This window comes from Cupriavidus sp. H18C2, assembly GCF_049393795.1.
Lineage (GTDB): Bacteria > Pseudomonadota > Gammaproteobacteria > Burkholderiales > Burkholderiaceae > Cupriavidus > Cupriavidus pauculus_C.
Window position 1 is genome coordinate 1,064,766 of sequence record NZ_CP186011.1, and the last position, 19,581, is coordinate 1,084,346.

The window sequence follows — 19,581 nt, forward strand, 5'->3', positions numbered from 1 at the left end:
TTGGCTATCGGCGGCAGTCTACCGAGACGCCGACCAACATGACAGCAACCTTACCGGAATGTAATGTTCGAGTCAGTTGCCGGTGAGTCCACCGCCATTACGCTTGCCCCTGCCCGCCACCGAGGCGGCACGTTTTCGAGCCAAACACGAGGAACATCCTGATGCGACGTGATGGATCGCCGCGCCTGGTACTGCCCAACCTGCCGCGCCGCCGCTTTGTCCAGGGCCTGGCCGCGGGCGGAGTCCTGGCCGGCATGGCGGGGCTGGGGCTGCCCGCCCGGGCCGGGGCGCCGGGCCAGCCCGCGACCGCCGCGCTGGGCAGCGGGCCGGTGCTGCGCGGCACCGAATTCGACCTGGAGATCGGCGAGACGCTGGTCAACTACACCGGCACGCCGCGCCTGGCCACCACGGTCAACGGCATGCTGCCGGGCCCCACGCTGCGCTGGCGCCAGGGCGACACGGTCACCGTGCGCGTGACCAACCGGCTGCGCGAGCCGACGTCGATCCACTGGCACGGCATCATCCTGCCGTTCGAGATGGACGGCGTGCCCGGCATCAGCTTTGCCGGCATCCCGCCCGGCCGGACCTTCACCTACCGCTTCAAGGTGCAGCAGGCCGGCAGCTACTGGTATCACTCGCACTCGGGCTTCCAGGAGATGACGGGCGTGTACGGCGGGCTGGTGATCGATCCCGCCGCAGGCACCGACGGCCCGGCGGCCGACCGCGACTACACGGTGCTGCTGTCCGACTGGACCGACGAGGACCCGATGCGGATCCTCTCGAAGCTCAAGACCCAGAGCGACTACTACAACTACAACCAGCCGACGGTGGTGGACTTCTTCCGCGACGTCTCCGCCGACGGCCTGCGCAGCGCGCTGGCCAGGCGCCAGATGTGGAACCAGATGCGGATGAGCCCGACCGACCTGGCAGACCTGTCCGGCGCCACGCTGACCTACCTGACCAACGGCACGACGCCGGCCGGCAACTGGACCGGCCTGTTCACGCCGGGCGACAAGGTGCGGCTGCGCTTCATCAACGGCGCCGGCAACACGTTCTACGACGTGCGCATCCCCGGCCTGAAGCTCAGGGTGTTCCAGGTGGACGGGCAGAACATCGACCCGGTCACCGTCGACGAATTCCGCTTCGGCCCCGGCGAGACCTGCGACGTGCTGGTGGAACCGCGCGACGACGCCTACACGATCTTCTCGCAGTCGATGGACCGCAGCGGCTTTGCGCGCGGCACGCTGGCCGTGCGGCCGGGGCTGGCCGCGCCGGTGCCGGCGCTGGACCCCGTCGAATGGCTCGGCATGACCGACATGATGGGCAGCATGGGCGGTGCGGCTGGCGCGGGCGGCATGGCGATGCACGGGACGGACCATGCGGGCCACAGCGCGCATGCCGATCACGGCGCCCACGCCGCCCATGCCGCCCATGCCGCCCCCGCGTCGCTGAAGGTACCCAGCACGGTTGCCCGCCACGCGCGCACCGAATACGGCGCCAGCACCGACATGCGCGTCGACATGGCGCGGACCAACCTCGACGATCCCGGCGTCGGCCTGCGCCACACCGGCCGGCGCGCGCTGACGCTGGCGGACCAGCACACGATTGGCGGCCCGCTGGACCCGCGCGGCCCGGGCCGCGAAGTCGAGCTGCACCTGACCGGCAACATGGAGCGGTATTCCTGGTCGTTCGACGGCGTGGAGTTCGGCAAGTCCACGCCGGTCCATTTCCGCCACGGCGAGCGGCTGCGCGTGATCCTGCACAACGACACGATGATGACCCACCCGATGCACCTGCACGGCATGTGGAGCGAGCTGGAAGCCCCCGACGGCCGCTTCATGGCGCGCCGCCATACGATTGGCGTGCAGCCGGCCCAGCGCATCAGCTTCCTGGTGACCGCCGACGCGCTGGGCCGCTGGGCCTGGCATTGCCACCTGATGCTCCACATGGATGCGGGCATGTTCCGCGAGGTGGTGGTGGCATGAGCGTCGACCTTCGCACCCTTCGAACCTTTCGCTACGTTCGGATCGCCGCCGCGATGGTCGCCTGCGCTGCTACGCCCGCCGCGTGGGCCCAGCACGACCATGGCGCGCACGGCGGCCACAGTAGCCACGGTAGCCACGGCGACCATGCGCAGCACGCCCCGGCCGCCACGCCGGCAGCGCCCGCCACGCCCCAGCCGGCCCCGACGGCGATGCCCGGCATGGACCACAGCCAGATGGAAGGCATGGCCGACACGGCACCGGCCAGCGCGCCCAGCCCCGATACGCCACCGCCCGCGCCATCGCCAGCCCCGGCCATGGACCATGGCGCCATGCGCATGCAGGGCGGCAGCGCCCCGCCCGACGCGCGCGACCCAGACGCCTATTCGGGCGGCTACCGCCTGGGCGTCGGCCAGTACGCGCTGGGGCCGCACCGCTCGCTGCACATGGCGGACGAGCATCTGTTCGCGTCGGTGCTGGTGGACCGGCTCGAATGGACGCACGGCAACGGCAGCAACGCCGCCGCCTACGAGGCGCAGGCGTGGATCGGCAACAGCTTCGACAAGTTCGTGGTCAAGGCCGAGGGCCACGTCGAGCACGGCCGCTTTGCCGAGGCGCGCACCGAACTGCTCTGGGGCCATGCGGTGGCCAGCTACTGGGATACCCAGCTCGGCCTGCGCAACGACGCCGGCTACGGCCGCCCGGCGCGCAACTGGCTGGCCTTCGGCGTGCAGGGCCTGGCGCCCTACTGGTTCGAGGTGGAAGCCACCGGCTACGTCGGCACCGAGGGCCGCACCGCGCTGCGGCTGGCGGGCGAGTACGAGCTGCTCATCACCCAGCGGCTGATCCTGCAGCCGCGCGTGGAAGCCAACCTCTACGGCAAGAACGATCCGGCCACCGGCACCGGCAGCGGGCTGTCCAACGGCACGGTCGGCCTGCGCCTGCGCTACGAGTTCAGCCGCCAGTTCGCGCCGTATGTCGGCGTGGAGCGCTACCAGGCATTCGGCAACACGGCCGACATGCTGCGCGCCGCCGGCGGCCGCAGCGGCGAGACGCGCTTCGTCGCGGGTGTCCGCATGTGGTTCTGAGCGGGCCAAGCGGCGGCCAGGCGCCGCTTGGCACACATCCTGCACGTCCTTGCCGCAACGGCCCCTCGGGGCCCACTCTTCCAGGAGGACTCATGCAGCAGAACGACGTGCAGGACCGAGACCAGAAGATGCAGCGACTGCGCGGCAACCGCCGCTATACGTGGACCCATCCCATCTTTCTGATCGCCATCGCGCTGATCGTCGTCGGCTACGCGGCCACGTTCTGGTAGCCCGCGCTGCCGGCTCAGGATTGCAGGGCCGTGTAACGATTACCGGCCCGGCCTGCGCCACCGCCCGCGCTACACTGCCGGGCATGCAGGCCAACTCCCCTTCCCTCGTTTCGTGGTACTGGCAGGACGATGCGCTGCGCAGCCGGCGTGTCGGCGGGCGCGTGATCGCTGGCGTGGTCGACGTTCCCGCGCCGCCGGCCCGCTTGCTGGCCGACTGGGCGCGCGAGATCGCCACGAACATGGTGCTGGAGCCCGGCGACGTGGAGGTGCTGCCGCTGGCCCGCGCGCGGCTGCGCTGGCCCGACTATCGACAATGCGTGCAGGCCGTGGCGGACTGGACCCGCGCGCTGGGCCTGCCCGAAGTGCTGGACGACTGCGAGGTGGCCCTGATGGTGTGCCGCGGCGCGCGGTATCACCACGACGGCGGCCAGTATGGCGGCGCCGCGTTCTGCAACCTGTTCCTTGCCGACGACAAGGGTCAGGACGTGCATTTCGTCGCACTGGACCAGCGCATCGCGCTGCGGCGCGGCACCGTGCTGCTGTTCGATCCCTGCCAGCCGCACGGCGTGATCCGGCGCGGCGGCGCCGGCTTCGACGCCGCCGACTTTCCGGACGGCCAGGACACCACGCAGGTGTTCCTGACCTGGGAATTGCCGATCGAGGATGCCCGCGTCGCGCAGGCGCTGGGCGTCACGTTCGATGCGGCACCCACCGGGCCGGCCGGCGACGCGCCAGGACTGCGCCGCGACGGCCGGCCGGTCGATGTCTGCCCGGCAACCGGCCAGTGGCAGCCCGCCGGCCCGGCCGCCTGACGCATTTTCCAGATGGCGCAGTCAGATGTGCGTGAACACCGTTTCGCGCGGCAGCCGCGACTTCGGCAGGCCGGCGTTGAAGTCCTTCTCGCTGCGGCGGCCCAGCGCCACCAGCACCACGCCGGTCAGGCCCCGCTCGCGCAGCTTCAGCGCCTGGTCCAGCGCCGCGCCGTCAAAGCCTTCCATCGGCGTGGCGTCGATGCCGAGCATGGCGGCGCCCAGCAGCAGCCCGCCCAGCGCCAGGTAGACCTGCTTTTCCATCCATTGCGGCATGTCGCGCTGCACGTAGCGGTGCAGGTCGACGTACGACCGGCGCGACTTGTCCTGGCCTTCGCGCGCACCCTCGGCGCGAAAGCGGCCGTCGGCCTCTTCCTGCGCCAGCACGGCGCGCAGGTGCGCCTCGTCCAGATCGGTCCGCATGCACAGCGCGATCACGTGCGACGCATCGACGATCTTCGGATGGTTGTAGGCAAACGTGCCCGTGGCGGCCTGGGCGATGGTGTCGCGGCCTTCCGGCGTCGACGCCACGACAAAGTGCCACGGCTGCGAATTGACCGACGACGGGCTGTTGTGCAGCCACGTCAGCAGCGTGTCAATCTGCTCTTGCGGCAGCGTCTGCCCGGCTTCGTACGCCTTGACGGTATGGCGGGACAGGATGGCGTCCTTGACTTGCATGCTTCTCTCCTCGAATGACAGTGAAAATGGGTGGCACGGCGGCGGGCCCGGCCGGGGCGCGCCGCGCGCTCAGAATCCTTCCAGCACGATCTTGCCGCGCGACCGGCCGCTCTCGATCAGCGCGTGGGCGCGCCGCAGGTTGTCGGCGCGGATGGTACCGAAATGCTCGCCCCTGGTGGTGCGCAGCACGCCGGCATCCACCAGTTCGCCCACGCGGTTCAGGATCTCGTGCTGGCGCACCATGTCCGGCGTCTCGAACAGCGAGCGCGTGAACATCAGCTCCCAGTGCAGCGACGCGGCCTTGCGCTTGAGCGGCACCACGTCCAGCGTGTCAGGGTCGTCGATGACGCCCAGGCGGCCCTGCGGCGCCAGCGCCTCCACGATCTGCGCGTAGTGCTCGTCGGTATGGGTCAGGCTGGCCACGTAGTCCACCTGCGGGGCGCCGATGCCGCGCAGCCCTTCCAGCAGCGGGCGGGCATGGTCGATGACGTCGTGCGCGCCCTGGTCACGGATCCACGCGTCGGTCTCCGGGCGCGAGGCGGTGCCGATCACGCGCAGGCCGGTCAGCTGCCGCGCCAGTTGCGTCAGGATCGATCCCACGCCACCCGCCGCGCCGATGATCAGCAGCGACTGGCCCGCACCGCCGCCTTCGGCCACGCCCAGCCGGTCGAACAGCAGCTCCCAGGCGGTCAGCGACGTCAGCGGCAGCGCGGCGGCATCGGCGGCCGACAGCGACGCCGGCTTGCGGCCCGCGATGCGCTCGTCGACGAGCCCGTATTCGGCATAGGCGCCCGGCCGGGCAATCGAGCCTGCGTAGTAGACCGCGTCGCCCGGGCGGAACAGCGTCACGCCGGCGCCCACGGCCTCGACCGTGCCCACCGCGTCCCAGCCCAGGATGCGCGGCTGGTCGGCCGGAGAGCCGGCGCGCACCTTGGTGTCGACGGGGTTGACCGCGATCGCCTCGATCTTCACGAGCAGGTCGCGCGGGCCCGGCGTGGGCCGGGCGACGTCGGCGTCGTAGAGCGACGCGGGGTCTGCAATTGGCAATCCGTGCTGGCTATAGATAACGGCTTTCATTTCCGCAACTCCGATAGTGTTTTCCGCCCGCCCAGGCCGATGCGCGGCGGCGGGGTACGGGTTGCATGATCGCCACTGCGCCGCGTCCGAAAAACTGGGAGAATCCGGCAGGACTTTCACTGCCAGAGTGAAAATGATCAGACTCGACGACCTCCACCTTTTCGTCCGCACGGCCGCGCTGGGCAGTTTCTCGAACGCCGCCCGCGAGGCCGACCTGCTGCCCGGCCAGGTCAGCGCGGCCATCCAGCGGCTGGAACGGGAGCTCGATATCCGCCTGTTCGCGCGGTCCACGCGCAGCCTGCGGCTGACCGCCGAGGGCGAGCAGTACCTGCCCTATGCGGACGAGGTGCTGTCGATGCTCAAGGAGGGGCGGGAGCGGATGCATGGCGAGCCCACGGCGCTGCAGGGCACGCTGAAGATCGCGGCGCCGTCCGACCTGGGCCGCAACGTGCTGCTGCCGGTGCTGACCGACTTCCAGGCGTCGCATCCGAAACTGGTGCTGCGGCTGTCGTTGTCCGACCAGGTGACCGACGTGTTCCGCGATCCGGTGGACATCGCCATCCGCTACGGCGTGAACGAGGGCGCCAGCTACGTGGCGCTGCCGCTGGCCGAGAACAACCGCCGCGTGCTCGTGGCCTCGCCCGACTACCTGGCGCGGCACGGCCGCCCGGCCATGCTCGACGACCTGCTGATGCACCGCTGCCTGCCGTACGTGCTGGGCGGGCGCGTCTACGACCGCTGGATCTTCCCCACCGCCGGCATGCGGCGCCAGATCACGGTCAAGGGCACGCTGCTGTGCGACGACGCGGAGATTGCCCGGCGCTGGGCGCTGGACGGGCGGGGCATCGCCTACAAGTCATGGATCGACGTCAGCGACGACGTGGCGCAGGGCCGGCTGGAACTGCTGCTGCCCGACCAGCCCGGCGAACCGGTGCCGCTGAACCTGGTCTGCCCGCACCGCAAGCAGTTCTCGCCGGCGGTGCGCTACCTGCACGCGGCGCTGCGCGCGCACCTGCTGCCCATCAGCGCCCGGATGCTGGACCACACGCGGTTCGCCGGGCACTGACGGCCCGGGCGGTGGATGGCGGCTAGGCGCCGGCGCCGCTGCGCGCGGCATCGATGATGCCCAGCGCCTCGGCCTTCAGCACAAAGTCGGCCAGCGACTTGGCGCCCATCTTCTTCATGGCCTGGGCGCGGTGGATCTTCACCGTGATCTCGCTGAGCGCCAGTTCGGCGGCAATCTGCTTGTTCAGCAGGCCGCGCACCACGTAGGCCATGACTTCCTTCTCGCGCGGCGTCAGCTCGTCGTAGCACTGGCGCAGGCCGGCCTCGGTGGCGTCTGACTGCCGCCGCGCCGCGTCGCGCGCCAGCGCGCTTTCCACGGCGTCGAGCATGTCCTGGTCGCGGAACGGCTTGGCCAGGAAGTCCATCGCCCCGGCCTTCATGGCCTTGACCGACATGGCGATGTCGCCGTGGGCGGTCATGAAGATGATCGGGATCGGCATCTTGCTGGCCGCGAACTGCTCCTGCACGGCCAGCCCGCTCTGGCCCTTGAGCCGCACGTCCAGGATCAGGCAGCTCGGCACATCCGGGCGCGGCGCGGCCAGGAAGTCCGTGGCCGACGCGAAAGTCTCCACCTGGTAGCCGACCGAGCGCAGCAGCATCGACACCGCGCGGCGCATCGACTCGTCGTCGTCGACCACGTAGACCATCGATGGCGCGTCGCCCGACGCAATCGGTTTGTTCATGGATTCACTTTCATTCCGTGGCAGCCGGGGGAACGGCGGGAAGCCGTCCGGACGCCACGTCGTCCAGGAACCGCTGGACGGCCGCCTCGTCGACAGGCTTGCTCAGGCATGCCTGCGCGCCGGCACGCAGGGCCTCCCGGCGGATCGCTTCCGTGCAAAACGCGGTGATGAATACTACCGGAACCCGGCTGCCCTGGGCATTCAGGATACGCAGCAGCTCCAGCCCGCTGGTGCGGGGCATCTGCACATCGGAAAGGATGCACTGCACCAGCGACGCGCCGCCGGTGTCCAGAAAGGCCTGCGCCGAATCGTAGGTGTGCGCGTCCCATCCCAGCGAGCGCACCAGCCGGGAAGTCGCCGCGCGGATCGATTCATCGTCGTCAATGATGGCGACTACCTGTTTCTTGGCCAAGGCCGGTACCTCACAACAATCTCATGGCGCCATGGTAACGAGCTACCCCTGCCGCCAACACTATGCCTTCGTATAGGCGGACGGGCGGCGTTGCGGCGGGGCCGCGGCGGCGGTTTTCGGGGCGCCGCCGAGCGGTGGCTCGGCTTGTTTTTCTCCGCGCTCCCGCACTGCGGGAAAGCGGTCGGGGGAGAGGGCAAGGCGTATCAAGACCCGACCTGTCCGGATCACAACCGCCGGCCCTCACCCCCAGCCCCTCTCCCGCGTCGCGGGAGAGGGGAGCCAAACCATCGCGATCGTTCCAGGCCCGGTGGCGAGTTCCGTGCCCCCCGGCTGATTCTCCATGCCCATGGTTTTCTCCCCTCTCCCGCCTGCGGGAGAGGGGTCGGGGGTGAGGGCAAGGCGTCTCAAGACCCGACCGGTTCGGATCACAACCGCCGGCCCTCACCCCCAGCCCCTCTCCCGCGTCGCGGGAGACGGGAGCCAAACCATCGCGATCGTTCCAGGCCCGGTGGCGAGTCCCATGCCCCCGGTCGATTCTCCATGCCCGTGGTTTCTCCCTCTCCCGCCTGCGGGAGAGGGGTCGGGGTGAGGGCAAGGCGTCGCAAGACCCGACCTGTCCGAATCGCAACCGCCGGCCCTCACCCCCAGCCCCTCTCCCGCGACGCGGGAGAGGGGAGCCAAACCATCGCGATCGTTCCAGGCCCGATGGCGAGTTCCATGCTCCCGGTTGATTCTCCATGCCCATGCTTTCTCCCCTCTCCCGCCTGCGGGAGAGGGGTCGGGGGAGAGGGCAAGGCGTCTCAAGACCCGACCTGTCCGGATCACAACCGCCGGCCCTCTCCCCCCAGCCCCTCTCCGCGTCGCGGGAGAGGGGAGACCACAATCGGCAGAATCAGGCTTCGCGTTCGATATCCCGAAGTTTTTCTCCCCTCTCCCGCCTGCGGGAAAGGGGTCGGGGGTGAGGGCAAGGCGCCTCAAGACCCGACCTGTTCGAATCACAACCGCCGGCCCTCTCCCCCAGCCCCCTCTCCCGCGACGCGGGAGAGGGGAGACCACAATCGGCAGAATCAGGCTTCGCGTTCGATATCCCGAAGTTTTTCTCCCCTCTCCCGCCTGCGGGAGAGGGGTCGGGGGTGAGGGCAAGGCGTCTCAAGACCCGACCTGTTCGAATCACAACCGCCGGCCCTCTTCCCCGCCCCATCCCGGTGCACCCGGGTGGCCAGACCTATACCTTCGTTTGATTGCGTACCTCCTACGCGGCGATTGTGGGCATCCGTGCCCGGCTCCTAGGATTCGTTCAACGCACCGACTGCTTCCCTGGGAGCCACCGACATGAACCGCCATCAACGCTGGATACCGGCCCTTGCCGTCGTCCTTGCCTTCGCCACGGTAGGCGTGGCCGGCGCGACGGTGTATCGCATGTGGGCGCAGGCCATCGCCCCCGTCCACGCCACGGCGCCGGCCGGGCGCACCCATTCTCCTGCATGAGGCCCGCCATGAACGACCAGGAAAGCCTGCTGCTGATGTACGGCTGGATCGTCCTCGCCGTGCTGAACCTGATTCTGATCGCCACCGCCTTCATCCAGTACGCCGGATGAACGCCCGCCCACCGATTTCCGTATCCGGGAGCTTCGCCATGAAAGAGGTATCGACCAACGTTCTGGAGGCGCCCGCCCGCGCCGACGCCTCGCGCCCCGCGCAGCGGCTGCAGTGCCGCGTGGCCGCCGCGCAGGCGCCCGCGTTCGTGCGGCGCGAGACGCGCTGGCGCGAGGCCCCGGATGCCGAGGCCGCCGGCCAGCGGCCGGACACCATCGTCGTATCGCGCTGGACGTGCGAGGGCGAGCCGCCCGACATGGTGTCGCACCCGGGCGATGACACCCGCCACTGCATCTCGATCAACCTGCGCTCCAGCTCGGTACGCTTCCTGTGCGGCGGGATGCCGGTGTTCGACGGCCGGCTCGGTGCCGGAGCGGTGCACGTGGCGGCGCCCGGCACACCCACGGCCGCGGTCTACGCGTCGGCCGCCGACGTGCTGCACCTGTTCGTGCCGCAGCCGGTGCTGGCAGCCTGCTACGCCGACCAGTTCGGCCACCCGTACGAAGGCGACCTGCGGCTCGACGACCCGTTCTTCCACGCCGATCCGGCGCTCGAACGGCTGGGCCAGGCGCTGGCGGTGGCGCATTCGCAGGACCCCGGCCTGGGCCGGATCTTTGCCGACAGCGTCGCGCTGGCCATCGTGGCGCGCGTGGTTGCCAACCACTTCCAGCGGATCGAATCGAACACGCGGGCCGTCACCATGCTGCCGCAATGGCGCCTGCGCCGGGCCATCGCGTTCATCGACGACAACCTGGCCGCGCCGATCGGGCTGGCCGACATCGCGCGCAGCACGGGCCTGACGCGCATGTACTTTGCGGCGCAGTTCCGCCGCACGACGGGCATGCGCCCGCACGAATACCTGGTCCGGCGCCGCATCGAGCACGCGCAGGACCTGCTGCGCAGCGGCGACGGCAGCGTGCTGGAGGTGGCCATGCGCTGCGGCTTTCGCTCGCAGGCCCACTTCACCACCGTCTTCAAGCGCTTTGTCGGCGACACGCCGCACTGCTGGCGCGTCAAGGTCACCTCGATTCCCGGGAGCTCCCATGGCTGAACTGCTGCAATCCGCGCGGGCCGAAGACGTCCGCGACAGCGCCTGCGACACCTGGCTGCGCACCATCGCGCTGCTCGGCCCGCAGCACCCCACCCCCAGCGGGCATGCGCAGCCCTACGCGCCGCGCGCGCACGCCCCGATCGTGACGATCATCGAGCGCCTCAGCACGGCCATGGCCGTGGTGAGCTGGCGCGATGCCACGCACTGCCGCTACGGCGCCCAGGTGTGGACCATCGGCACCGCGCGCGACCCCGGCCAGTGCGCGCTGAGCGGCGCCCCGATCGATCGCAACGACCTTGTGTTCCGGCCGCAGCGCAGCCGGCCGCCCGCGCTCAATGCCGACGCGATGATCCTGGCCTCGGCCATGGACGACGCCTCGGCGCCCGAGCTGCCGGCCGCCGAGCCGGCCCCGCGCCACGCGTTCCACTACCGCTCGAACGCGCGCTGAGCCGGCCCGTGCGCGGGGGATCAGCCCGCGCTGACCTCGATGCGGCGCGGACGGGCTTCCTCGCGGCGCGGCACGAACACCTTCAGCACGCCGTCGTGCAGGTTGGCCGAGATCCGCGACGTGTCGAAGTCCGGGCTCACCGCGAACGCGCGGGAAAAGCGCGGCTGCTGCAGCTCCAGGTACTGGACGCGCAGGTTCGGCGGCACCGGCACCGATGCCTCGCCCTCGATCGACAGCGTGCCGTCATGCACCTTGACTTCCAGGTTCTCCAGCGCCACGCCGGGCAGGTCGGCCCAGACGGTCACGCCCAGCGCGTCCTCGTAGATGTCGACGGGCGGCGTCACCGTGGCGCGCCGCGCGGCGGTCTCCTGCGACGGCGCCGGCTGTTGTGGATTGGCCTGGGTCAGCTGGTTCGCGTTGCTCATGATGTTCTCCTGACGTTGACTGCGCCACATGGTTACTGGACCTGGATCGCGCGCGGCTTCGACGCCTCGCGCTTGGCCACCGACACGACCAGGCAGCCGTTGGTGTATCGCGCCGTGACCTTCTCGGGGTCGGCATTCTGCGGCAGCTCGATTACCCGCCGGAAGCTGCCGGCAAAGCGCTCCTGCGCGTAGGTGCGCGTGCCCTCGGCGGCGGCGTCCTGCACCGGCCTGCGCTCGCCGCTGACCGTCAGCAGGCCCTTGTCGATGGACACGTTGAAGTCGGACGCCTGCATGCCCGGCGCAAAGGCGACGATTTCCACCGAGTCGTCGGTGGCGCCGATGTTGAGCTGCGGAAAGGCCCCCTGGCGCGAGGCCCGGAGGCTGGAGGGGAAGCCGCCCATCAGGCCGGCCATCTGCCGCTGGACGCGGTCGATCTCCGAAAAAAGGGCGTTCCCGAAGAGGAAGTCGTTCATGTCTGTTCTCCCAGTCAGCATTGGAGGGCATGTGAAAATCCGTTCACATGCCAGCCTCCGGCCTTGCCGGATCGACTCCAAACTATTGTCGCCGCGCCGGTTTTCAAGAGGGAGAGACGGGGTGCGCGCGGCCCTTGAAGACCCGCGCGGGCGCCCCGACATCGGACGGGCAGGCGCCCGTCCCGGTGCCGCGCTACCGGACCGATTCCGCCAGGAACCAGGCGCGGCGCTGCGCCTCGTCGATCCAGTTTTCCAGCAGGCTGGCGGTGGCCACATCGGCGTGGTCGTCGCAGATCGCGTGGGCGTCCAGCATGGCTTCCACGAGTTGCAGGTTGTCGGCGTGCAGCTCGCGCAGCATGGCCTTGGGCGACACGTCCTCGGCGTCGTTGTCGCGCACGCGCTGCAGGCGGGCGATGGCGCCAATCGAGCGCAGCGTGGTGCCGCCCAGCTTGCGCACGCGCTCGGCCACGTCGTCGGTGATGGCGAAGATCTGCGACGCCTGCTCGTCAAGCATCAGGTGGTAGTCGCGGAAGTGCGGGCCGGACATATGCCAGTGGAAGTTCTTGGTCTTCAGGTACAGCGCAAAGACGTCGGCCAGCAGGCGGTTCAGGTGGTCGGCAATCTCGGTGACGGCCAGGCCGGCGTCGTCGATGGGGGATGGGGTCATCACGGCTCCTTGGGAACGATAGGGCGACACGCCGACTATGCCCCGGGCCGCGCGCGGCGGTTTCCGCGGCGGGCCGACCGGTTTCAGATACGCCCGCGCCGGCCCGGCGGCCCCATGATCCATACGTTCTCCTATACCTTCATATGATTCCTCGACCAGTCATGCAGGGCTAGTATCATCGTCGATCCATGCCGCCGGCCGGGCGCATGGCAACCAGAACAACAAAGAGAGGCGGAAGGGCATGTACAACCCAGCATCGAACCGGCTGTTGATGGGCGCCGCGGGCGTCCTGGCCTTGTGCGTGTTCGTGATCGACGCCTTCACGCCGCTGGACTTCGCCATTGCCGTGGTCTACGTGCTGGTGATCCTGCTGGTGGCGCTGACCGGCTCGATCGGCGCCACCCGCGTGACGGCCGCCTCCGCCATGGTGTTGACCGTGGTGGCCTACGTGGCATCGCCCAACCCGGCCGAGCCCGATCACGGGCAGGTGGCCCGCTTCATCTTCGCGCTGCTGGCCATCGGCACCACCACGCTGCTGGCGCTGCGCAACCTGGCCGACATGGAGCGCCGCCGCCGCACCGAGGCCGCGCTGGCCCGCAGCGAAGCCTTTCTGGCCGAGGCGCAGCGCCTGAGCCGCACCGGCAGTATCGCGCTGCGCCTGCCGGGCAACGCCATGACGTGGTCCGACGAGGCGTTCCGCATCCTGGGCTATCCGCGCGGCGAGCCGCCCCACTTCGGCATGATGCTGACGCGCGTGCACCCCGACGACCTGGCCGAGGTGCAGCGCATGCACGCCGCCATGCTGGGCGGCACCGACAGCGTCGACCTGCGCTACCGGCTGCAGATGCCGGACGGCGCCATCCGCCACGTGCACGTGGTGGCGCGCCGCAGCGCATCGGCCGGCGACCAGCACGAGTACGTGGGCGCGCTGATGGACACCACCGAGGCCACCGAGATGCAGCAGACGCTGCACCGCACGCTGACCGAACTGGCGCACGTGTCGCGCGTGACCACGCTGGGCCAGCTCGCGGCGTCCATCGCGCACGAGGTGACGCAGCCGATGGCGGCCATCGTCACCTGCGGCAGCTCGGCGCTGCGCTGGCTGCGGCGCGAGACGCCCGACATCGGCGAGGCCACGGAATCCATCGAGCAGGTGATCCGCGACGCCAGCCGCGCGAACGACATCATCCGCCAGATCCGCGCCATGGCGCAGAAATCGGAACCCAAGTACGTGGAGATTGCGGTCGACAAGCTCGTGACCGATTCGCTGGAACTGGTGCGCCGCGAGCTGCAGGACCACCAGGTGTCGGCGGTGCTGGACCTGGACGCCGGCACCACGCAGATTCACGGCGACTGGACGCAGCTGCAGCAGGTGCTGGTCAACCTGATGGTCAACGCCGCGCAGGCCATGGCGCAGATGTCCGGCCGGCGCCGGCTGACGCTGGCCAGCCGCGTCCTGCCCGACCAATCGGTGGTCGTGGTGGTCAGCGATACCGGCCCCGGCATCGCGCCGAAGGACATGGACCGCCTGTTCAACGCGTTCTACACCACCAAGCCGGACGGCATGGGCATGGGGCTGTCGATCTGCCGGAATATCGTGGAATCGCATGGTGGCAGCATTGCCGCGGAGTCGCCGCCGGAAGGCGGGGCCCGGATGATCGTCCGCCTGCCGCAGCATGCGGCGCAGGCCGAACAGGCCGGCGCGCAAGCCGCCTGAACCGCGCGCTCACACGCCGCCCCAGAGCGCCGTGACCAGCGCCATGCCGACGCTGGTGGCGCAGACGCCAAGCCACGCCAGCGTGGCCTGGATGCCGTCGAACGATGCCGCGATCATGCCGGCGCGCCGCCCGGAGGCGCGGATACGCCGGTGAGGTCGCGGCCGGTCAGGATCAGCCGGCCCTGCGTGGCGGGCGTTACCTCGAAGCGCGCGCCCTGCGTGAACGGGTCGCGCGGCTGGTCGATGTTGTACGACGGATGCGACGGCTTGGCCGGATGCCGGCCGCCGTCGTTCGCGCTGGCCGCGCTCGCGGTGCCGGCGCCGAACGCGCCGGCGACGCCCACCGCGGCTGCCACGATGACGGGAACCATGTGTCTGCGGATCATGATCTGCTCCTGTTGGACTTGCCTGGAGGGCCGGACCATCGTGGCCGGCCGCCGGGGCCGCATTGCCGGCCCGTGCTTTGCATCGTAGGCCGCGCGCCCGCGCAGCGCATTCGTGCCTCGGGGGCCTGCCGCTAGTCGATTCGTAGCGGCGTCTCATCCTTTGGTTTGTCCCGCGCGCCGGCGGACGCAAATCCCGCGAATCCGGCCACCATGCGTGACGTGGGCCCGTTTTGGTGCATGCGTGCCTGCGGCATCCGCGCAACGGTCGCGGCCATCGCCACGGCCCTGTACAAAAAATTTCGCGCGTCACCGCTGCCCCGCCCCGGCCGATTTCGACCGCTGGCTGTCATGTACCTGACACGGACGGCGCTGCAGCCCGCATGGCACAAGGCAGTGACGATCCTCGTCACCGCAGGGCGCAAATTTTGTCACCCCGGGCGCCACATAATGACAATTGACATCTATTTGACCCCCTCCCGATAATCGCCGCGGCTTTCAGGGAATGCGCCTTTTTTCCGGCACCGCCAGGGTGCGGGCAGCCGGCCGGGAGGCAAAGACATCGCAAGAGCGGAGCCCCGAGGTTCCCATAAAAAGAAGGGTCAATAACGATGAAACAAGTCGCGCACTATCGCGGCCCGGCGTTGCTGCTGGCCGCAGTCCTGGCGGTTGCCGCGTGTGGCGGCGGCGGTGGCGACAGCGCCAGCGCGCCGCCGCCCCCGACCGTCACGCCGTCGCTCTACGAACCGCTCTACGGCGCCGACACGCCGGTCATGGAGCAGATCCAGTACCGCGAGGCCGACGGTACGCTGGTCACGCTGATGGGCTCGCGCCCGACCGAGCGCCACGCGCGCGAGCGCGGCGAGGCGTGGGACGCCCCAGACGCCGGCCCAGGCCGCTACCTGACCTTCCCGACGTTCTACTTCCAGAACCGCACGTTCGGGCTGGAGATCCGCGACCACGTGCCGGCCGGCAAGCAGCTGATCGAGGTCTACCTGCGCGTGAACCAGGGCATCTTCGACGGCACCACGTTCAGCCTGTTCCGCAACGTGCTGGACCCCACGGTGCGCGACTACGGCTGGTCCCTGAACTACGGGTTCAACAACCCCAAGGAAGGCGGCCTGCCGATCTGCCGCGAGAACCAGCCGCGCGAAGACTGCATGATGACGTTCGACTCGAACTGGCGCACCGACCCGCACAGCCCGCTCAAGATCGGCGACAAGTGGAACTGGCGCCCGCGCCGCGCCTCAAGCGCGACCCGGTGGTGGACGGCGGCGGCAGCCGCTACTACTCGTTCGAGCAGCTCTACGTCGTGGGCGTGGGCATGCGGCCCTGGTACGGCATCGCGCCGAACCTGGACTCGGAGCCGCTGCCCGACGACGCGCTGCTGGGCGGCCAGGCCAGCCTCTCGTACAACTACTCGGAAGAGCCGATGCGCGTCTTCCAGCAGATGGCCAACAACATCGGCATCGCCAACACCCAGCGCTTCGTGGAGGGCCGGCGGCTGTTCCACACGTCGTTCGCCGACGGCACGCACTCCGAACACGACCGCGACAACCCCGTGTTCACTGCCCACATCGGCCAGCTCGGCGCGCGCTACAACCAGCCGCGCTGCATCGAGTGCCACACCAACAACGGCCGCAGCAAGCCGCTGGCGCTGGGCGCGAAGCTGGACACGATGTCGTTCCTGACGGCCAACGCCGACGGCACCGGCGCCGACCCCACCTACGGCCACAACATCCAGCAGCACGCGCAGGACGCCAAGGCGCCGGCCTTCGACGTCAGCGTGGCGTCGTTCGACACCACGGTGCGCACGCTGCCCGATGGCGAGAAGGTCGAGCTGGTCAAGCCCGTGTTCGCGTTCAAGGGCCCCGCGCCGGCGCGCTACTCGGCGCGGCAGGCGGCGCAGGTGATCGGCATGGGCCTGCTGGAGGCGGTGCCCGAGACCACGATCCTGGCGCAGGCCGATCCGAACGACGCGAACGGCGACGGCATCAAGGGCGTGGCCAACCTCGTGGTCGATCCGCAGACCGGCAAGACGCACGTGGGCCGCTTTGGCTGGAAGGCGTCGAAGGGCAGCATCCGCCAGCAGGTGGCCGACGCGCTGATCAAGGACCTGGGCGTGACGTCGCCGATGTTCCCGGACGCGGGCTGCCAGCGCGGTGCCGCCAACTGCCACAGCGTGACCACGCCGACGTCGGTCAGCGAGTTCGAGCTGGAGCGGATGACGCATTACCTGTCGCTGATCGCGGTGCCGGCCCAGCGCAAGCTGCGCAGCGGCTTTCCGGACGGCGTGCGCGTATCGCCCGAGCATGACGTGAACCCGGCCCAGATTGCGCGCGGCAGCGACCTGTTTGCCCAGGTGCGTTGCGTGGCCTGCCACACGCCGACCATGAAGACCGGCAACACGCACCCGTTTGCCGAGCTGCGCGAACAGACCATCCATCCGTACAGCGACCTGCTGCTGCACGACATGGGTCCGGGCCTGGCCGACACGCTGGCCGAAGGCCGCGCCTACCCCAGCCAGTGGCGCACGGCCCCGCTGTGGGGGCTGGGCTCGCTGCGCTTCGTCCAGGGCGCCGACGCCAACGTCCGCCTGCTGCACGACGGCCGCGCGCGCACCATCACCGAAGCCGTGCTCTGGCACGGCGGCGAGGCCACCGACAGCCGCACCCGCTACGAGGCCCTGCCCAAGGCCGACCGCGACGCCATCAGCGCGTTCCTGCAGTCGCTCTGATCGCCACCGCGCTGTGCGCGCCCCTCTCCCGTGTGCGGGCGAGGGGCGCCACGCAACCCGTCAATCAACCGCATCCACCATGCACCTCCACCCCTTCCGCAGCCGCTTCTTCGCGCCGCCGCTCCTTGCCTTTGCGCTGGCCGCCTGCGGTGGCGGCGGCGATGGCGGCACGTCGGCCGGCAACTCCGGCGGCGGCAACAGCAACAATGGCGGCACGCTGGTGCCCACCACGCCGCCGGCCAGCCCCGCCCCGCCGCCCTCGGCCACGCCCGGCGTGACCAAGAGCGCCAAGCGCGGCATTGCCTATGACCTTGGCAGCCAGGCCGACTTTGCCGCGCTGGCCCCAGGCGTATCGTGGTGGTACAACTGGTCGCCCCGGCCGAACCCGGCCGCGCCCACGGACACGCGCGCAGCCTACGGCATGGACTTCATCCCGATGCTGTGGAACGACTACGCATTCGACGCCACCGCGGTGCAGGCGTGGCTGCTGGCGCATCCCGAGGTCAAGTACCTGCTGCTGGTGAACGAGCCGAACCTGACCGACCAGGCCAACCTGACGCCAGCCGTGGCCGCCGCCGCGTGGCCGCAGTTCGAGGCCATCGCCGCGCGCACCGGCGTCAAGCTCGTGGGCCCGGCCATCACCTGGGGCACGATGCCCGGCTACAGCGATCCCGTGGTCTGGCTCGATGCGTTCTACACGGCCTACCGCGCCGCCAACGGCAACCGCGACCCACGCATCGACTACCTGGCCTTCCACTGGTACGACTACGGGCTGGGCGGCCAGCTCGACCGGCTGGCGAAGTACGGCAAGCCGTTCTGGGTGACCGAGTTTGCCAACTGGCACGCCAATGCCGACGGCGCGCAGATCGACACGCTGGACAAGCAGAAGGCGCAGATGCGCGAGATGGTGGCCACCTGCGAGCAGCGGCCCGACGTGTTCCGCTATGCGTGGTTCACGGGCCGCTGGCGCCCCGACCCGCATTTCACGAGCCTGCTGGGCGCCGACGGCGAACTCACCGAGCTGGGGCGTTACTACCTGAGCCTGCCGTTTTGAGGGGTGGCGGCGTCGCCGGCGCGGCCCCCGGCGTGCCGCGTGCCGCCTGGATGGCTTCCTGCTCCAGCCGGGCCTGGTCGATATCGGCACCCACGTCGCCGACATTGCCCGCCTCGCTCACGCCCAGCGCGACGACCACCGTGCCCTTGGCCACCGGCACGGGCACCGGCGGCGACATGCCGCTGCACTGGCCCGGCGCGCATGTCGTGGCTTCGCCGTCCAGCCGCACGCGCGCGACGGTCGTTGCCGCCGAGCCAAGTTCGGCAAACCGCGCCGCGCCCTGGTTGTCGACGACCAGTTGCCGCGCCACCAGCGCGAACGCCAGCGTTACCTGCGCCGGTTGCCCGCCGCCGCCGGCCGCCGTCTTGGCCGTGGCGTTGGCCGCGCGCACATGCAGCGGGCGGAAGCGGAAGTAGTCGGTGAACTTGCCGTCCTGCAATTTCTGTTCGATCGCCAGCACGGCCAGCAGGCCCGGCTGCGCTGGTGCGTCGCCCTCGGCATAGCGTGCCAGCACCACACATCGCACGCCCCGGAAGCCTGCCGCGGAGAAGCCCACGTCCACCCCGCTGGCGTCGATCGCGTCGCGCTTGCGCTGTTCGGGCCGGCTGTCGTCGGGATTGGTATAGAGATCGGTGACCAGCCGCGTGCCGCTCAACAGGAATGCCGGGGACGATGCATTGGCAGCCGCCGCCGCGCGCGCCGCGGCCGTGCGGGGCGTAGGCTCCGAGCATTGCGCTGAGGCCAGCACGTCGCGCGCGCCGCGCTGCTCCGGCTGCGCCAGGATCGCGGCAAGCTCCTTGTCCGACCCCCACGCCCGGTTGGCGGCAATCCAGCCCTGCATGGCGCGCTTGGGCTTGCCGCTGCGCGCGTCGGCCTGAAAGGCGGGCACGGTCGGCGCTTTGGGTGCCGACGTGCTGCAGCCGGCCACGAGCGTGCAGCCGGCGAGGAGCCCGAAGAGCCCCGTGGTGATCCTCATGCTGCCCTCCGTTCGAAGAAGCTTGAGGAT

Annotated in this window: 20 protein-coding genes; 11 read left to right on the plus strand and 9 right to left on the minus strand. The window is 70.0% G+C overall.

Annotated features, from left to right (window positions below):
* The first annotated feature begins 161 nt into the window (after positions 1-161).
* The 4 genes from EPAKOI_RS21340 (at position 162) to EPAKOI_RS21355 (ending at position 4,112) form a co-directional block, all read left to right on the plus strand.
* Positions 162-1,985 carry a copper resistance system multicopper oxidase gene (locus EPAKOI_RS21340; RefSeq protein WP_423193594.1) on the plus strand — a complete coding sequence of 608 codons (1,824 nt, stop codon included), beginning with the start codon at positions 162-164 and terminating at the stop codon, positions 1,983-1,985.
* A complete protein-coding gene (locus EPAKOI_RS21345) occupies positions 1,982-3,070 on the plus strand; it encodes a copper resistance protein B (RefSeq protein ID WP_423193595.1) in 1,089 nt (362 codons plus the stop codon). The genes EPAKOI_RS21340 and EPAKOI_RS21345 overlap by 4 nt, the downstream gene beginning before the upstream one ends.
* A gap of 92 nt (positions 3,071-3,162) precedes the next feature.
* The gene (locus EPAKOI_RS21350; RefSeq protein WP_172966177.1) at positions 3,163-3,300 is read left to right on the plus strand and encodes a hypothetical protein; all 138 of its coding nucleotides are present in this window, start codon (positions 3,163-3,165) and stop codon (positions 3,298-3,300) included.
* 83 nt (positions 3,301-3,383) lie between these two features.
* The gene (locus tag EPAKOI_RS21355; RefSeq protein ID WP_423193596.1) at positions 3,384-4,112 is read left to right on the plus strand and encodes a hypothetical protein; all 729 of its coding nucleotides are present in this window, start codon (positions 3,384-3,386) and stop codon (positions 4,110-4,112) included.
* A gap of 21 nt (positions 4,113-4,133) precedes the next feature.
* On the opposite strand, the gene nfsB is transcribed toward EPAKOI_RS21355, so the two are convergent.
* The gene (gene nfsB, locus EPAKOI_RS21360) at positions 4,134-4,787 is read right to left on the minus strand and encodes an oxygen-insensitive NAD(P)H nitroreductase (protein ID WP_423193598.1); all 654 of its coding nucleotides are present in this window, start codon (positions 4,785-4,787) and stop codon (positions 4,134-4,136) included.
* A gap of 69 nt (positions 4,788-4,856) precedes the next feature.
* Positions 4,857-5,864: a zinc-binding alcohol dehydrogenase family protein gene (locus EPAKOI_RS21365; RefSeq protein ID WP_423193600.1), complete on the minus strand. Its 1,008-nt coding sequence runs from the start codon at positions 5,862-5,864 to the stop codon at positions 4,857-4,859.
* 133 nt (positions 5,865-5,997) lie between these two features.
* Between EPAKOI_RS21365 and EPAKOI_RS21370 the strand changes: the two genes are divergently transcribed.
* The gene (locus EPAKOI_RS21370) at positions 5,998-6,930 is read left to right on the plus strand and encodes a LysR family transcriptional regulator (RefSeq protein ID WP_313840119.1); all 933 of its coding nucleotides are present in this window, start codon (positions 5,998-6,000) and stop codon (positions 6,928-6,930) included.
* 22 nt (positions 6,931-6,952) lie between these two features.
* On the opposite strand, the gene EPAKOI_RS21375 is transcribed toward EPAKOI_RS21370, so the two are convergent.
* Both EPAKOI_RS21375 and EPAKOI_RS21380 read right to left on the minus strand, forming a co-directional pair.
* Positions 6,953-7,612 carry a response regulator transcription factor gene (locus EPAKOI_RS21375; RefSeq protein ID WP_124686304.1) on the minus strand — a complete coding sequence of 220 codons (660 nt, stop codon included), beginning with the start codon at positions 7,610-7,612 and terminating at the stop codon, positions 6,953-6,955.
* Positions 7,613-7,622: 10 nt separating this feature from the next.
* Positions 7,623-8,024, minus strand: a complete 402-nt coding sequence (locus EPAKOI_RS21380; protein WP_313840117.1) for a response regulator transcription factor — start codon at positions 8,022-8,024, stop codon at positions 7,623-7,625.
* 1,332 nt (positions 8,025-9,356) lie between these two features.
* Between EPAKOI_RS21380 and EPAKOI_RS21385 the strand changes: the two genes are divergently transcribed.
* From EPAKOI_RS21385 to EPAKOI_RS21395, 3 genes are all read left to right on the plus strand, one after another.
* Entirely contained in the window at positions 9,357-9,512 is a 156-nt protein-coding gene (locus tag EPAKOI_RS21385; protein ID WP_172966176.1) for a hypothetical protein, read from the plus strand.
* 148 nt (positions 9,513-9,660) lie between these two features.
* Entirely contained in the window at positions 9,661-10,671 is a 1,011-nt protein-coding gene (locus EPAKOI_RS21390) for a helix-turn-helix transcriptional regulator (RefSeq protein ID WP_124686302.1), read from the plus strand.
* Positions 10,664-11,119, plus strand: coding sequence for a DUF3331 domain-containing protein (locus EPAKOI_RS21395; RefSeq protein WP_124686301.1), 456 nt, complete (start codon positions 10,664-10,666; stop codon positions 11,117-11,119). Before EPAKOI_RS21390 ends, EPAKOI_RS21395 begins: the two co-directional genes overlap by 8 nt.
* A gap of 20 nt (positions 11,120-11,139) precedes the next feature.
* Here EPAKOI_RS21395 and EPAKOI_RS21400 read toward each other — a convergent pair whose 3' ends face one another.
* From EPAKOI_RS21400 to EPAKOI_RS21410, 3 genes are all read right to left on the minus strand, one after another.
* Entirely contained in the window at positions 11,140-11,544 is a 405-nt protein-coding gene (locus EPAKOI_RS21400) for an Hsp20/alpha crystallin family protein (protein ID WP_313840114.1), read from the minus strand.
* A gap of 32 nt (positions 11,545-11,576) precedes the next feature.
* Positions 11,577-12,017, minus strand: coding sequence for an Hsp20/alpha crystallin family protein (locus EPAKOI_RS21405; protein WP_423193601.1), 441 nt, complete (start codon positions 12,015-12,017; stop codon positions 11,577-11,579).
* Positions 12,018-12,210: 193 nt separating this feature from the next.
* Positions 12,211-12,684, minus strand: coding sequence for a Dps family protein (locus EPAKOI_RS21410; protein ID WP_124686298.1), 474 nt, complete (start codon positions 12,682-12,684; stop codon positions 12,211-12,213).
* Positions 12,685-12,925: 241 nt separating this feature from the next.
* On the opposite strand from EPAKOI_RS21410, the gene EPAKOI_RS21415 reads away from it, so the two are divergent.
* Positions 12,926-14,401, plus strand: a complete 1,476-nt coding sequence (locus EPAKOI_RS21415; RefSeq protein ID WP_124686297.1) for a sensor histidine kinase — start codon at positions 12,926-12,928, stop codon at positions 14,399-14,401.
* Between the two features lie 113 nt (positions 14,402-14,514).
* Here EPAKOI_RS21415 and EPAKOI_RS21420 read toward each other — a convergent pair whose 3' ends face one another.
* Complete coding sequence (locus EPAKOI_RS21420) at positions 14,515-14,787, minus strand: hypothetical protein (protein WP_423193603.1); 273 nt, start codon at positions 14,785-14,787, stop codon at positions 14,515-14,517.
* A 1,219-nt stretch (positions 14,788-16,006) separates the two neighbouring features.
* On the opposite strand from EPAKOI_RS21420, the gene EPAKOI_RS21425 reads away from it, so the two are divergent.
* On the plus strand, positions 16,007-17,521 hold the full coding sequence (locus EPAKOI_RS21425; protein WP_423193605.1) for a di-heme oxidoredictase family protein: 1,515 nt from the start codon (positions 16,007-16,009) through the stop codon (positions 17,519-17,521).
* Positions 17,522-17,600: 79 nt separating this feature from the next.
* Positions 17,601-18,575 (plus strand): glycoside hydrolase family protein, encoded by a 975-nt coding sequence (locus EPAKOI_RS21430; protein WP_423193606.1) that lies wholly within the window; start codon positions 17,601-17,603, stop codon positions 18,573-18,575.
* Here EPAKOI_RS21430 and EPAKOI_RS21435 read toward each other — a convergent pair.
* Positions 18,535-19,551, minus strand: a complete 1,017-nt coding sequence (locus EPAKOI_RS21435; protein WP_423193608.1) for a hypothetical protein — start codon at positions 19,549-19,551, stop codon at positions 18,535-18,537. The genes EPAKOI_RS21430 and EPAKOI_RS21435 overlap by 41 nt on opposite strands.
* Positions 19,552-19,581 lie beyond the last annotated feature (30 nt).

Bases quoted from the DNA above. Each gene is read 5' to 3' on its own strand.
- EPAKOI_RS21340 (WP_423193594.1), top strand. From the start codon at position 162: ATGCGACGTGATGGATCGCCGCGCCTGGTACTGCCCAACCTGCCGCGC.
- EPAKOI_RS21345 (WP_423193595.1), top strand. From the start codon at position 1,982: ATGAGCGTCGACCTTCGCACCCTTCGAACCTTTCGCTACGTTCGGATC.
- EPAKOI_RS21350 (WP_172966177.1), top strand. From the start codon at position 3,163: ATGCAGCAGAACGACGTGCAGGACCGAGACCAGAAGATGCAGCGACTG.
- EPAKOI_RS21355 (WP_423193596.1), top strand. From the start codon at position 3,384: ATGCAGGCCAACTCCCCTTCCCTCGTTTCGTGGTACTGGCAGGACGAT.
- nfsB (WP_423193598.1), bottom strand. From the start codon at position 4,787: ATGCAAGTCAAGGACGCCATCCTGTCCCGCCATACCGTCAAGGCGTAC.
- EPAKOI_RS21365 (WP_423193600.1), bottom strand. From the start codon at position 5,864: ATGAAAGCCGTTATCTATAGCCAGCACGGATTGCCAATTGCAGACCCC.
- EPAKOI_RS21370 (WP_313840119.1), top strand. From the start codon at position 5,998: ATGATCAGACTCGACGACCTCCACCTTTTCGTCCGCACGGCCGCGCTG.
- EPAKOI_RS21375 (WP_124686304.1), bottom strand. From the start codon at position 7,612: ATGAACAAACCGATTGCGTCGGGCGACGCGCCATCGATGGTCTACGTG.
- EPAKOI_RS21385 (WP_172966176.1), top strand. From the start codon at position 9,357: ATGAACCGCCATCAACGCTGGATACCGGCCCTTGCCGTCGTCCTTGCC.
- EPAKOI_RS21390 (WP_124686302.1), top strand. From the start codon at position 9,661: ATGAAAGAGGTATCGACCAACGTTCTGGAGGCGCCCGCCCGCGCCGAC.
- EPAKOI_RS21395 (WP_124686301.1), top strand. From the start codon at position 10,664: ATGGCTGAACTGCTGCAATCCGCGCGGGCCGAAGACGTCCGCGACAGC.
- EPAKOI_RS21400 (WP_313840114.1), bottom strand. From the start codon at position 11,544: ATGAGCAACGCGAACCAGCTGACCCAGGCCAATCCACAACAGCCGGCG.
- EPAKOI_RS21405 (WP_423193601.1), bottom strand. From the start codon at position 12,017: ATGAACGACTTCCTCTTCGGGAACGCCCTTTTTTCGGAGATCGACCGC.
- EPAKOI_RS21410 (WP_124686298.1), bottom strand. From the start codon at position 12,684: ATGACCCCATCCCCCATCGACGACGCCGGCCTGGCCGTCACCGAGATT.
- EPAKOI_RS21415 (WP_124686297.1), top strand. From the start codon at position 12,926: ATGTACAACCCAGCATCGAACCGGCTGTTGATGGGCGCCGCGGGCGTC.
- EPAKOI_RS21420 (WP_423193603.1), bottom strand. From the start codon at position 14,787: ATGATCCGCAGACACATGGTTCCCGTCATCGTGGCAGCCGCGGTGGGC.
- EPAKOI_RS21430 (WP_423193606.1), top strand. From the start codon at position 17,601: ATGCACCTCCACCCCTTCCGCAGCCGCTTCTTCGCGCCGCCGCTCCTT.
- EPAKOI_RS21435 (WP_423193608.1), bottom strand. From the start codon at position 19,551: ATGAGGATCACCACGGGGCTCTTCGGGCTCCTCGCCGGCTGCACGCTC.